This is a genomic window from Dyadobacter sp. BHUBP1 (assembly GCF_050587785.1).
Taxonomy (GTDB): Bacteria; Bacteroidota; Bacteroidia; order Cytophagales; family Spirosomataceae; genus Dyadobacter.
This window is the reverse complement of the sequence record NZ_JBOBIH010000002.1, coordinates 897,688-911,851: the sequence shown is the minus strand read 5'-3', so window position 1 is coordinate 911,851 and position 14,164 is coordinate 897,688. Positions and strand designations below refer to the sequence as shown.

10 protein-coding genes are annotated in these 14,164 nt (G+C 49.5%); 2 read left to right on the top strand and 8 right to left on the bottom strand.

The annotated features are described in order from the left end of the window. Positions 1-4 precede the first annotated feature (4 nt). Positions 5-3,145, bottom strand: a complete 3,141-nt coding sequence (locus tag ACQ4MZ_RS10530) for a SusC/RagA family TonB-linked outer membrane protein (protein WP_430845356.1) — start codon at positions 3,143-3,145, stop codon at positions 5-7. 585 nt (positions 3,146-3,730) lie between these two features. On the opposite strand from ACQ4MZ_RS10530, the gene ACQ4MZ_RS10525 reads away from it, so the two are divergent. Continuing rightward, complete coding sequence (locus ACQ4MZ_RS10525) at positions 3,731-5,089, top strand: vanadium-dependent haloperoxidase (RefSeq protein WP_430844845.1); 1,359 nt, start codon at positions 3,731-3,733, stop codon at positions 5,087-5,089. A 58-nt stretch (positions 5,090-5,147) separates the two neighbouring features. Here ACQ4MZ_RS10525 and nadB read toward each other — a convergent pair whose 3' ends face one another. The 6 genes from nadB to ACQ4MZ_RS10495 form a co-directional block, all read right to left on the bottom strand. Next, complete coding sequence (nadB, locus tag ACQ4MZ_RS10520; protein ID WP_430844843.1) at positions 5,148-6,728, bottom strand: L-aspartate oxidase; 1,581 nt, start codon at positions 6,726-6,728, stop codon at positions 5,148-5,150. Between the two features lie 31 nt (positions 6,729-6,759). After that, positions 6,760-7,755, bottom strand: a complete 996-nt coding sequence (nadA, locus tag ACQ4MZ_RS10515) for a quinolinate synthase NadA (RefSeq protein WP_430844842.1) — start codon at positions 7,753-7,755, stop codon at positions 6,760-6,762. Positions 7,756-7,909: 154 nt separating this feature from the next. Further along, entirely contained in the window at positions 7,910-9,331 is a 1,422-nt protein-coding gene (locus ACQ4MZ_RS10510; protein WP_430844840.1) for an inorganic phosphate transporter, read from the bottom strand. A gap of 87 nt (positions 9,332-9,418) precedes the next feature. Continuing rightward, on the bottom strand, positions 9,419-10,471 hold the full coding sequence (rlmN, locus tag ACQ4MZ_RS10505; protein ID WP_430844838.1) for a 23S rRNA (adenine(2503)-C(2))-methyltransferase RlmN: 1,053 nt from the start codon (positions 10,469-10,471) through the stop codon (positions 9,419-9,421). A 104-nt stretch (positions 10,472-10,575) separates the two neighbouring features. Continuing rightward, positions 10,576-11,109 carry a CvpA family protein gene (locus tag ACQ4MZ_RS10500; protein ID WP_430844836.1) on the bottom strand — a complete coding sequence of 178 codons (534 nt, stop codon included), beginning with the start codon at positions 11,107-11,109 and terminating at the stop codon, positions 10,576-10,578. Then, on the bottom strand, positions 11,106-11,555 hold the full coding sequence (locus tag ACQ4MZ_RS10495; RefSeq protein ID WP_223402651.1) for a GatB/YqeY domain-containing protein: 450 nt from the start codon (positions 11,553-11,555) through the stop codon (positions 11,106-11,108). Before ACQ4MZ_RS10495 ends, ACQ4MZ_RS10500 begins: the two co-directional genes overlap by 4 nt. Positions 11,556-11,875: 320 nt before the next feature. Between ACQ4MZ_RS10495 and ACQ4MZ_RS10490 the strand changes: the two genes are divergently transcribed. Continuing rightward, positions 11,876-12,595: a pyridoxine 5'-phosphate synthase gene (locus ACQ4MZ_RS10490; protein ID WP_430844834.1), complete on the top strand. Its 720-nt coding sequence runs from the start codon at positions 11,876-11,878 to the stop codon at positions 12,593-12,595. A gap of 77 nt (positions 12,596-12,672) precedes the next feature. On the opposite strand, the gene ACQ4MZ_RS10485 is transcribed toward ACQ4MZ_RS10490, so the two are convergent. Continuing rightward, positions 12,673-14,124 (bottom strand): Gfo/Idh/MocA family protein, encoded by a 1,452-nt coding sequence (locus tag ACQ4MZ_RS10485; protein WP_430844832.1) that lies wholly within the window; start codon positions 14,122-14,124, stop codon positions 12,673-12,675. Positions 14,125-14,164: the final 40 nt, after the last annotated feature.

Sequence of the window (14,164 nt, the reverse complement as noted above, 5' to 3'; positions counted from 1 at the left end):
TTCGTTAAAATGCTAGACGTACACCTGCGCTGACAACTCTTGATTGCGGATAGTACTGACCACTGCCGGTAGTCGCTTCCGGATCCCAAACTTTGATTTTGTCGAAAGTCAGGAGATTCAATCCGTTCAAATAGACTCTCAGGTTGCTCAAACCGATTTTTGAACCGATTTCTGAGGGCAGGTTGTAACCAATCTCGATGTTTTTCAAACGCAGATAGTTGTTGCTTTTGAGGAAGTAGTTGTTGATACCTGCCTGGCCTGTGTTGGTGTAATAACGGTTGTTACGGTTGGTCAGACGTGGATATTTGTCGGTCGGATTGTCGATCGTCCACCGGTGATCGAAGTCGTATTTCAGGTAGTTACCAATGTCACCCGACTCGGTCAGACCTATGAGCTGCAAGCCGCCCAATGTTCCCTGGAACAACATAGCCAAATCGAACTGCTTGTAACCCAGGTTAATCGAGGCACCACCTGTAAACCATGGACGGGCCACTTTCTCAGTGCGGATACGGTCGTCGGCGCTGATTTTACCGTCACCGTTCACATCTTTGAACTTCATGTCACCTGGACGCAGGTTACCTGTGATCGGGCCATAATCGAGTGTTTTAGCATCGATTTCTTCCTGGCTCCTGAATACCCCGTCGAATTGGTATACAAGGAATGATCCATAAGGCATTCCGGTCGAACGCTGATAAGAAGGTGCTCCCGGAACTTCATCCCAGTATTTAATTTTGTTTTTGGCATAGCCACCATTCACACTCACAGAGTAGGTGAAGTCGCCCGCATTGCCGTCATAGCTCAGCTTGAACTCCCATCCTTTGTTTTGCAGTTTACCCAGGTTTTGAGGAGGAAGCTTGCCATCGATACCGGCCGACGACGGCGTAGAACCTGTTTTCGGAATCAGTATCTTCGAACGATTGTTCACAAAATAATCGAACTCAAATGCCAGCTTGTCATTGAACAACGTACCCTCGATACCGAAGTTGGAGTTGTTTGCAACCTCCCAGGTGAAGTTGGGGTTAGCAACACGGGTTTCAAGCAAAGTTTTCGCTACCTGGTCATTAACGATATAGGTTCCGAAGCCCATTGTCGACAGGTATTGGTATTCTGCCAAAGTTTCTGTTCCAAGGAAGTAAGGCTCAGCACCCATTTGTCCCCATGAAGCGCGGAGTTTTACATTGTTTACGTAACGCGAAATGTTGTTTTTCCAGAAACCTTCTTCCGAGATACGCCATCCGGCAGATACCCCCGGGAAGAAACCGGAGCGACCGTTTGGAGGGAACACGTAGGAATAATCTTTACGCCAAAGGAATTCAGCGAGGTATTTTTCCTTGAAGTTGTAACCTGCACGGCCGTAGTAGCTCAAACGTGCTCTTCTGAAAAGATCGAAGTTACCAAGGTCTTGCTCAGGCGTGCCACCCGCGAACAGCTGATCTACCACAGGCGAAATGAAGTAACGGCGGAATGCATAGAAACCATCACCATCCACTTTCTCGCGCTGGATACCGGCCATTACGTTGAAGTTATGCCCGTCGATTGATTTCTCGTAAGATACCTGACCAGTCAGCTGGATAGACAACTCCTGTGAAGAACTTTCTCTCAGACGCGGATCTTTGAACGTCGAACGAACGGTTCCAGTCAGGAATGGCGTTTTACCGTCCGCTTCGTAAGTCTTTTTGTCCCAGAAATACAATGTCCAGGGAGTTTCAAAGTTTTTCTGACGACGCATTTGCTTATCGATCGCAGCCATCGCGTTGACTTTCAATCCCGGAACGCCGGGGATCAGGATTTCCAGGCCACCATTGGTTTGGATGTAATCTCTTTTGTCGTTGTTATAACCAGTTGTGTTGGTAGTTATAACCGCAGGGTTCTGGCCGTTCTCGATATCAGGACCTGGACGTCCGTCCGGCCAGATTGCGATTTCAGTCGGCTTACCGCGCATCAACATCCGGAAAATAGCACCTGCGCTGTTACCACCGCTTGGGAAGTGGCGGAACTCTTCGCGAAGTGTAAGACCGAGGTTTGCGGTAACATATTTATTGATTTTCGTATCGAGGTTGATACGCATATCGTATTGCTTGTAACCAGTAGCGGAATTTACATAGTAACCGTCCTGATTGATGTGGCCAATCGAAGCAAGGTATTTCACGTTCTCGTTACCACCAGTCAATTGCAGGTTGTGACGTTGCTGTGGCGCCCATTTGCGGATCACCGAGCCATACCAGTCTGTATTCGGGTGCAGGAAAGGATCTGATCCGTCACGGAATTTCTTCATGTCGTCCGGCGTAAACACGGCGTTGACTACGTTTCCGTTGTCGGTTCTGGTATAGGATCCATTTGAGTTGAAGCCTTGCAGCGCACCTTGCCATTGCCCTACCGGCAGGTTGTCATAGATCTGCAATTCGTTACGGATAGTCGCATACTCAGCGGCATTCGACATTTCAGGTGTACGCGTAGGCTGCGACACGCCGAGGTTCATATCATAAGAAAGTTGTGGCTTACCTGTTTTACCGCGTTTGGTGGTGATAAGGATAACCCCGTTACCCGCACGTGAACCGTAAATCGCCGCAGCAGCGTCCTTCAATACTGAAATACTTTCGATGTCGGCAGGGTTGATACGGTCGAGACCACCGGAACGGTTGGGAACACCGTCCACAACGATCAACGCGTTGCTGTTACCCAGTGAGTTGGTACCACGGATACGGATTGCCGAGCCGTCATAGCCTGGCTCACCGCTCGATTGCACCGCCGAAATACCAGGCAAACGACCGCCCAGCGTGTTGGATAAGTTGGCAGCTGGGGCCTTCTGAAGTTCAGCGCCTTTTACAGCAGTAACCGAGCCGGTCAGGGTTGCCTTTTTGGCAGTACCATAACCTACCACGACTACCTCTTCCAGTGCTTTTGTATCAGCCAGCAGGATCACATCGAGAATGCTTTTGCCGCCTACGGGGATCTCCTGCGTGAGGTAACCGATGAATGAGAACACGAGCGTGCCGTTTCTCTCGGCATTCACGGTATAAAGCCCTTCATTGTCGGTTACTGTACCTGCGGTGGTTCCCTTCACGACAACGCTCACACCAGGCAGCGGCTGTCCCTGTTCATCTTTGATCTTACCCTTGATGGTATTCTGGGCGAATGCACCCATGACCGTCACCAGGGCCAGACAAAGAGAAAAAACACTTCGTGATACCGCACGAGGCGTCCATCCAGTAGAAAATCTCATAGATTAATAGTTAGATTAAAAAATGTTGTAGTAAGAATGTTTGCTTAACCGTATAAGCACGGAACGTTGCGTCAGGCATGATTTTCGTTCCGAAAATCTGCCGTTGCGAGTCAGAAAAAGTGTAGCCAGGAAAATTTTCTACATAGAGCAATTTTAGTGATAAGGGTGAGTACTTTCATCGATCAGAGTTCAGGATATCAAACAGTGTATATCATACACAATCTTATATGCATACTCCTGTTGTTTGTAAAAGAAGTACCATCAGATCTTATATACTCGTTTGATTGTACAAAAAGATATCAATTTTTTAACAAAAAAAAGGTTTCCCGATTAATGAATATGCATTCTTAAAAAATAACAATAAATAACTGTATCAATCGAACAATTTTTATGAATTAGTTATATATAAGTTACAATAAATCACTCTTTTGTACATTATTATCGCCAAATTCTCATTTCTTATTATATTCGTAGACATTTACAGTTACAAATTTCCTACTGATATCAATGAAGTTTCATTTACTCTCCCTCCTGGTTGCTTGCTTCTTATATGGGTGTAAAAAGGAGTCTTCCCCCAACGAGTATAATGCCAAGGCAGCCGATCCCCAGCTTTTTCATGAGACCGCGACGCATCTTACTGACGTAATTATTCACGACATATTCAAGCCCCCGGTCGCAAGTCGCATTTATGGCTATTCATTCCTCGCTGCCTATGAAGCACTTTCTCCCGGGAACAAAGAGTATCAGTCACTTGGAAATCAACTAGTTAAATTCAATACACCACCCAAGCCAGACACGACACTGACCTATTGCTTCCCACTTGCTAGCATCAAGGCCTTTACGGTTGTCGGGAGAACGCTTACTTTCTCAGGCAATATGTGGGATGATTATGAAAAGGGGCTTTTCAAGAAATTCCGGGAAATGGGTATTCCAGAAGACGTATATGAACGCTCCATCGCATACGGTGATACGGTAGCGAAGCATGTACTGGCATACTCGGCCAAAGACCATTATAAGGAGATACGCGGATACCGCTATACGGTAACCAATAAACCCGGCACGTGGGTACCCACGCCACCTGCGTATGCGGATGCGTGCGAACCTATGTGGAATACCGTGAGGACTTTTGCACTTGACTCGGTGACGCAGTTCCGCTGCCCGCCGCCGGCACCATACGACCTCGCCAAGAGCAGCAAGTTCATGCAACTGGCAATGGAAGTTTACAACATCGGTAACAATCTCACCGAAGAGCAGAAAGCGACAGCCTACTTCTGGGACGACAATGCGTTTGTGACCAATGTAGTTGGGCACGCCATGTTTGCCAATAAAAAAATGACCCCGGCCGGCCACTGGATGGCGATCGTGCGGACCGTCGCGACAGACAAAAAGTTGGACCTGATGCAATCGGTAGAGGCCTATACGTTGGGAGCGCTCTCCATTTATGACGCATTCATTGCCTGCTGGGATGAGAAATACCGCACGGTCCGCATCCGCCCGGAAACGGTGATCAACAGCAACTGGGATCCCAACTGGCGGCCATTCCTCGAAACGCCCGCATTTCCCGAATACGTAAGCGGCCACAGCTCCATTTCAGCTGCCTGCGGTGTGGTGCTCACGCATCTGATCGGAGATAATGTAGCTTTCACCGATACCACCGAAAAGAAATACGGACATGGTATCAAGTCCTTCAAATCCTTTGAAGAAGCTTATTGGGATGCGTCCATCAGCCGCGTTTACGGCGGTATCCACTATCGCGATGGCGTAGAGGAAGGTACGCACCTTGGCCAGAAAATAGGAGAAAACGTATGGCAACGAGCGGTAACCCGCCGTAGCCGGAACATGCTAGCCCAAGGTTCTAGGCTGTAAGCTTTAGGCTCTAAGCTGTAAGCTCTAAATTTGAGCTTTAAACTTTAAGCTTTGAACTCTAAGCATGCACATGATCGGCATTGTAATGCAGCCCGATGTTCTCGCGTCGGGCCATTGCCATTTTAATGATCAGGTAAGAAACCGAGATCATGTTCCTCAGCTCGCATATTGCCACCGATACTTTTGATTCGCGGTACAGCTGTTCGTGCTCCTGGTGCAGCAGTTCGAGGCGGTCATAGGCGCGTTTGAGACGACGATCGGTACGTACAATGCCCACATAATTGGACATGATACTATTGAGCTCCCGGGTCATTTCGGTTACCAACACCTGCTCTTCGGGATGGGTGGTGCCACTATCATCCCACTCAGGGATATTTTGCGCGATAATCGCATTTTCGAAATTGGCGATCGTACTTTCATAGGCCCGATGCCCGAAAACGACGGCTTCCAGCAGAGAGTTGGAAGCAAGGCGGTTGGAGCCGTGTAACCCCGTACAGGCGCACTCCCCTACCGCGTATAAAAATTCGATATTGGTCTTTCCCCATTCGTTCACGCGCACGCCCCCGCACATATAGTGCTGCGCAGGCACCACGGGAATCATATCCTTTCGCACATCGACGCCCTGTTGCAGGCAATATTCGGTGATGTTTGGGAAATGCTCGAGAAACTTCTCGTAATCGCAATGCCGGACATCGAGGTAGACATGGTCGACCCCGTTTTTCTTCATTTCGGAGTCGATAGCGCGGGCCACAATGTCGCGGGGTGCCAGCGAAAGACGGCTGTCATAGTTTTCCATGAATGTGCTGCCGTCCGCTCTTTTCAATATCCCTCCAAAACCGCGAACCGCCTCCGAAATCAGAAAAGACGGCTTCTGGCCGGGCTGGTAAAAGCTCGTGGGGTGAAACTGGATGAATTCCATATTATCGCAGATGCCCTTTGCGCGATACGCCATGGCAATGCCGTCGCCGGTTGCGATGGTAGGATTGGTAGTACTTTGATAAATATTGCCGATACCGCCGGTAGCGAGCAATGTCGTTTTAGCCAGAAACTTCTCCACTTCTCCCGTCTGGCGGTTGAGCACATAAGCGCCGAAGCATTTGATATCTTCACGGTAGCGATATACCGTTTCGCCCAGATGGTGCTGGGTGATCAGTTCTACCGCGTAGTAATGCGTGAAAATCTGGATGCTTTCATGGCGGTTTACCTCTTCCAGCAATGCGCGCTCGATTTCCGCCCCTGTAATGTCCTTGAAATGCAGAATGCGGTGGTCGGAATGCCCGCCTTCTTTTGCGAGGTCGTATTCACCTCCCTTTTCCTTATCAAAACGTGTTCCATAGTCGATGAGCTCCTGGATACGCTCCGGCGCCTCGCGCACAACGATTTCCACGATATTCCTCTTATTAACCTCATCCCCGGCATCCATCGTGTCCTGAATATGCTTTTCAAACGAATCGGACTCCGCCCATACTACCGCAATGCCTCCCTGGGCATATTTGGTATTGGTTTCATCGGCCTGAACCTTGGTGATCACGGCAATGGACACTTCCTGTTTCAGTTCATCGAAATGGCGGGCTAGTTTGGCTGCATAGCTAAGTCCGGCAATTCCCGAACCGATAATCAGAAAATCAAATTGGGGCATAATTTCAGGAATAGGGTTTTTATATCGGGTGTCAGATACCTTTGCTCAGTTCCAGCATGCGTGCTACGGAATCATATGCTTTCAGGCGGATATCCTCAGGCACAAAGATTTCCGGCTGCTCATACAGGAGCGCATTATAGACCTTTTCAAGAGTATTCATTTTCATATAAGGACATTCGGAGCAAGCGCAGGTGTTGTTATCTGAGCCGGGAGCCGGAATCAGCTTCTTATCAGGCACCGATTGCTTCATTTTATGCAAAATGCCTGCCTCGGTAGCGACGATAAACTTGTCGTGGCTCGATTCCTTAACGAATTTCAGAAGGCCGGTCGTAGAGCTTACGAAATCCGCCTGTTTCAGAATATCTTCCTTGCATTCCGGATGGGCTATCAGCAATGCATCCGGGTTTTCGGCGCGAAGCTGCGCGAGTTTTTCTCTTGAAATATCAATGTGTACAATACAGGCCCCATCCCAAAGCACCATATCACGACCGGTTTTATGGGCTACGTAACGGCCCAGGTTCGCATCCGGTGCGAAAATGATCTTCTGATCTTTTGGCAGGCTTTCCACGATCTGCAATGCATTCGAAGAAGTACAAACGATATCGGTGAGCGCTTTGATCTCCGCGGAGCAGTTGATGTAGCTGATCACGATATGATCCGGATATTGCGCTTTGAATGCGGCGAACTTATCGGCCGGCGCAGAATCCGCCAGCGAGCAGCCTGCATTGAGGTCGGGGATTACTACCTTTTTATTCGGACTAAGGATCTTTGCCGTTTCGCCCATGAAGTGCACGCCGCAGAAAACGATCATGTCGGCATCTGTAGCGGCCGCCTGCTGTGAAAGGCCGAGGCTGTCGCCGATGTAGTCGGCCAGGTCCTGGATTTCCCCATCCACATAATAATGCGCGAGAATAACCGCGTTCTTTTCTTTTTTCAGGCGGTTGATCTCCGCCACCAGATCGATATCTTCCGCGATCGCCTCCGTCACATAACCGTAGCGGTTAATCTGCGCTTCAATTGTAGTCATTATGGTGAATAATTGGCTTTTACTTAATACTAAAATCCATGCCGAATTTACGATATTAAACCAATGAAAAGCAAAGAAAGTGCGGCCGCCACGCTAAAACAAAAGCCGCCGGGAACGGTCCCGGCGGCTTTTTATACCTTTAAAATAGGAACTTTTACAATATCCAGCGGAAAAAAGCGTACAGCGTTCCCGCCAGCAACATGGTTACAGGCAATGTCAAAACCCACGCAATCACGATGTTACGAATCGTGCCACCTTGCAGGTTTTTTACCCCTTTGCTGGCCACCATCGAGCCCGCAATACCGGACGAAAGTACGTGCGTGGTACTTACCGGGAGTCCCAGGTAAGACGACACCCCTATTGTACTCGCCGCTACTAATTCGGCGGAAGCACCTTGAGCATAAGTCAAATGCTGCTTTCCGATTTTCTCCCCGATCGTCACCACGATCCGCTTCCAGCCGACCATTGTTCCAAGGCCAAGAGAGAGTGAAATCATCAGGATAACCCAGTCCGGCGCGTAGTCGGTGTATCTTCTGATACCGTGCTCGCTGCCCGATTGCTTTTTCAGGAATGCGAGGTCAGTTGCACTCAGGTTCGCGTTCCCATTATCCAGAATCGTCTTGATATTACGGCTCACCAGCAACAAAGAGCGACGCGCCTCCATACGCTGCTCTTTCGGCAAGCGGTGCTCGGGCAACGGGTTGTTGATCTGTGCCTGCAAATGCGTCAGCTCGGCTTTAATGGTATACAAATGTGCACGGTCGGAGATCGACAGGCGGGATGAATCGATGCTGTTCACAGCCCGCTCGATGCCAACGAGGTCGGCTTTCATTCCGACCGGGTCTTTGGAATTATCCAATGCGAAATGCGCCGGTACTATACCGATCAGGATGAGCATTACAAGTCCTACCCCTTTCTGGCCATCGTTGGAGCCGTGGAAGAAACTTACCAAAGTACAGGTAGTGATCAGAATGGCACGGATCCAGATCGGCGGTGCTTCGTTTTTCTTGGGTTCGCTGAAAACAATCTCGCGGAGCGGTTTGGACAGCGATCTTCTCAGAATAAACATAATAATGATCGCAAGTGCGAAACCGAAGATCGGTGAGGTCAGCAGCGACATAAACAACTCTTGTGCTTTCGACCAGTTCACGCCGGTGCCCTGTGTATTTTCAGGCATTAATGTAAATGCAAGACCCACGCCGAGGATCGAACCGATGAGTGTGTGCGAGCTGGAACTCGGCAAGCCGAAATACCAGGTACCCAGGTTCCAGATAATGGCGCTGAAAAGCAGTGCAAACACCATCGCTGCACTATGGTAGACATTCTGATCGATCAGCAATTCCACCGGGAGCAGGTTCACGATACCCATGGCCACGGCGATACCACCAAAAAATACGCCGCAGAAGTTCATGAAACCCGACCATATTACCGCCACATTCGGTTTCAGGGAGTTGGTATAAATAACCGTCGCCACCGCGTTGGCAGTGTCATGGAAACCATTAACAAATTCGAATGCGCAGGCCGCTAAAATACTAAACGCGAGGAGGATGAAAATGTCGGTTTCAAGACCAAACATAAAAGAAGTTGATAGGTTGAATTATTGACGCAAAACTACTTATAAACCGCCGACCCAATGTTAAGAAATTGTTAAGTCAGGTTAATCTCAGTTTGTTTCTTTGTTAGCCAGCTGCCCGCAAGCGGCATCGATATCTTTGCCTCTACTCCTCCTCACATGCACCGAAACCCCTCTATCTTCCAGGAAAGCGGCAAATTTATCCAACCTGTCCGCCTCCGTATTTTTAAAATCGGCCTCGGCGATCGGGTTATATTCAATGATGTTCACCCGTGCAGGAACACGCTTGCAAAACTCCCAAAGCTCTTTGGCGTCCTGCAGGGTATCGTTGAAATTATTGAAAACAATGTATTCGAAAGTAATGCGGTTGCCCGTCTTCTTATAAAAATAGTTCAAAGCATCAGCCAGGTTATCCAGCGAGTTCGACTCGTTGATCGGCATAATCTGGTTACGTTTTTCGTCATTCGCCGCGTGCAGCGACAATGCGAGGCGGAACCGCACCTCATCGTCGGCCAGCTTCTTGATCATCTTCGCGATACCCGCCGTGGACACGGTAATGCGCTTGGGCGACATATTGAGTCCTTCCGGCGAGGTGATGTATTCGATGGATTGGAGTACGTTGGCATAGTTGAGCAACGGCTCGCCCATTCCCATGTATACAATATTGGTCAGCGGCGCATTGAAGGTACTTTCGGCCTGACGTGCAATAGCTACTACCTGGTCGTAAATTTCCCCCGCTTCGAGGTTACGCTTGCGGTCCATATAGCCCGTCGCGCAGAACTTGCACGTGAGTGAGCACCCTACCTGGCTGCTCACGCAGGCGGTCATGCGGTCGGCAGCGGGTATGAGCACGCCTTCCACGAGGTTACCATCAAAAAGTTTGAATGCGGATTTAATGGTGCCGTCGTTGCTGTGCTGTTTCTTGGCAACGTCGAGTGAGTGGATCACGAAATGCTCGTTCATCAGCTGCCGTGTAGCGAGCGAAAGATTAGTCATTTCGTCGAATGAATGGGCCGATTTTTTCCAGATCCATTCATATATCTGTTTTGCCCTGAAAGCCTTCTCTCCGTGTTCGGTCATCCAGGTTTTGATCTGGTCGACATTGAGTTTACGGATGTCCTGCTTTTGCTGTATCGTGGTCATTTTCTTTTATAATCTGTCAAACACACAGGGCATTCAACTGTAATTTTCTGCAAAGGTACTGAATGTCAATGATGAAAGCTTAACCCGGGTCGAAATTCGAAAGTTCAATCTTCGAGGTAATCGCGTTTCCATTCGCGAATAATATCGGTGCCTTTGGGCATCAACGACAATCCTTTGGTAATCACCGTGGGGGCTACGGGCACCACAAGCGGGTACAAATAGGTATCATCGGTGCGGTGCGCGGGAATTTTCACGCCGATGGCATCTACCAGCCAGAAAAACACGCTGATCCCGAAAACCCATGTAAAAACACCCACCATGGCGCCGGCAAAACTGTCGAAAGTACCCAGAATAGAGTACCGCAGCGACCGCCGGATGGTGTAGCCGAATTGATTTAGGAGAAAGATAGTTGGAAAGAAAATCGCCGAAAAACCCACATAAGGCAGGATTTTCCGTGCGACGCCCTCGCTGAAATACGGCGAGAGGACCTCCATCCCCAAGCCCAGGAATTTGAAACCCAAAACCATGGCTACCACCATGCCCAGAATCCCGATGATTTCGATCAGCAGGCCTTTGCGGTAACCATGTAATGCGCCCCATAGCAGGGGAAGAAGGATGAGAACATCCAGTAATTTCATGCGAGCAATGCCTTAACCAGCGTAGAAACGACACGCCCGTCGGCCTGGCCGGCGAGCTCTTTGGTGGCGACGCCCATTACTTTACCCATATCCGATGGTCCGGCAGCGCCTACTCTTGCAATAATGTCCTGCAATTTGGCTTTCACCTCATCTTCGGTCAATTGTTTTGGCAAAAACTGCTCGATCACGGCCAGCTCTGCTTCTTCTTTTTCCAAAAGATCGGCGCGGCCTTGTGCTTTGTAGATATCCGCTGACTCACGGCGTTGCTTTGCGGCCTTGGTCAGCAGTTTCAATTCGTCGTCAGCGCTAAGCTCTCCGCTGGCGCCGCCTTTGGTTTCTTCCAACAAAATCAACGACTTGATCGCGCGCAACGCACGTAATGTATCCTGGTCTTTAGCGCGCATCGCGTCCTTAATGCCGGATTCTACTTGGGATTTTAGTGACATGTTTCTTTAATGTTGAATGACTGAATGATTGAATGACTGAATATTGTGCTCGTCAAAAAGTGTCTTTTGTTATTGAATTAGTGTTAAAAATGTCGATTTCGGTGTTTTTCTACACTCGAATGCTAAATTTGTAACAGACCGGCAAAGTTAGTGATTCACTTGAAAACTCATCTCTAAGAATCAAAACTCACACTTCGCTCCCACGACCTGATTGCACAACCATGACTCACTGGCCATACTGACAACACTTGACATACTACCCACGCACTCATTCAATCATTCAATCATTCAATCATTCAATCATTCAACATTAAAGTACCATGACCCGTCTAAGCGTCAACATCAACAAGATCGCCACCCTTCGCAATTCCCGTGGCGGTGACAATCCCAATGTATTGAAAGTAGCGCTGGACTGCGAGCGGTTCGGGGCGCAGGGCATTACCGTACACCCCAGGCCCGATGAACGGCACATCCGTTACCAGGATGTGTACGACCTCCGCGAATTCGTTACGACCGAGTTCAACATCGAAGGTAATCCGTCGGAAAAGAAATTTGTGGAATTGGTATTGGCCAATAAGCCTGACCAGGTAACGCTGGTTCCCGATGCATTGGGCGCGATTACTTCCAACGCCGGCTGGGATACGATCACCCACCGCGCACAACTTACCGATCTCGTCGGCACATTTAAATCGGCCGGAATCCGCGTTTCCGTTTTTGTGGATCCGGATGAAGAAATGGTGGAAGGGGCCAAAATCTGCGGCGCCGATCGCGTGGAGCTTTACACCGAACCTTTCGCAGCCGGCTACTTTGAAAACCGTCAGAAAGCGGTGTTACCGTTTATCAAAGCGGCTGAAAAAGCCAGGGAAGTCGGATTAGGCCTGAATGCCGGCCACGACCTTAGCCTTGATAATTTGCATTTTCTCAAACAAAGCATTCCCTGGCTGGATGAAGTTTCTATCGGCCACGCATTGATTTGCGATGCATTATATATAGGATTGGAGAATACGATCCAGATGTATTTACGGGAACTGGAACTTTAATGTGAGCTGGCACGAAGCTCTTGCTTCGTGCTGGCAAATAGCGTGTGCGAAGCAAGAGCTTCGCACTACCCGTATTTTTACCACCCCGTGCGATATTCCCGTTTCACAAACTGGTTCGCCACATCAAAGTTGGTGATCTTCATATTGGCCCCATCCCACATCAGCCGCTGGCGTCCCGGGAATGTAAATCCTTTACCATCCGCCTTCGCTTCGCGGTGCAGGTACGAACGCACAGCCAGGTTCCCCATGAGCACAATCTCCGTCAGCGGCCCCGACTGGTCGAATGAAGAGCTTGTATAAGCGCCATATCCCTTTTTACAGGCCTGCACAAACTGCTGCTGATGCCCTTGCCAGCCCCCCTGCACCAATGCACGCGGCTTGGTGGCGATCCGCACGTTCGCGAATTTCTTCTCCGGCCATAGCCGCGGATTTTCACCAAACATTTCAGCACTGATAATGCCTTTTGTACCTATAAATAAGATGCCGCCGTCGACACTGCCAAAAACGGCTTTGTAGTCACAGCCGTCGGGCAGTTGCGGACGCATTCCGCCATCGTACCAGTTCAGGTTAATTTCTTTGCCGGGTATTTTCGAAGGGAATTTCAAATGGATGCTCGCAGAAGGCGGAGCTACATCGTCGAAGAATGCCTGCTGGAAGAAATCGGTGTATACCGAACCCACGCTACATTCCACAGAGGTTGGGTAACCGAGTTTCAATGCACGAAAAGGCACATCCAGGAAGTGGCAGCCCATATCGCCCAATGCACCGGTGCCAAAATCCCAGTACCCACGCCAGCGGAACGGCATATATGCTTCGTGGTAATCGCGTTTCGGGGCGGTACCGAGCCACAAATCCCAGTCAACGCCCGGCGGAACGGGTTGCGATTCGCCTTTATCTTTCGGAGATTTCACCCCTTGTGGCCATACAGGGCGGTCGGTCCACACTTCAATAGTATGCACATCGCCGATCGCACCCGACTGCACGAGCGCTTCTGTGTTGCGTGTACCGTCGCTGCTGCTTCCCTGGTTGCCCATTTGGGTTACCACCTTGTATTTCCTGGCAGCTTCGGTGAGCATTCGCGCTTCCCAGATGTCTTTCGTTAATGGTTTTTCGACATAAACATGTTTCCCCAGCTCCATCGCGGCAATGGCGACGGGGTAATGCATATGATCGGGCGTGGTAACGATGACGGCGTCGAACGTCTTCGCCTCCTGCTCGAACATCTTGCGGAAGTCCTTATAATAAGGTGCGTTGGGGAACTGCTTGCGGTACTTTTCTGATTGCCGGTCGTCGACGTCGCAAAGCGCGACGATGTTCTCCGTACCATTATTGTAAGCCTGTTTGATATTGAAATCGGCCTTGCCGCCGCAGCCTACTGCGGCGATATTGAGCTTGTCGCTCGGAGGGGTGAAACCCCGCCCCAGTACGTGCCGCGGGACGATCATAAAACCGCCAGCCGCCAATGCACCGGCTTTGATAAAATTCCTTCTTTTGGTAGTATTTCCGGATGCCTTTTCGTGGTTTTCCATGCCTGCGCGATCGTTTATTGAAAACTGATGGTATCCAGAA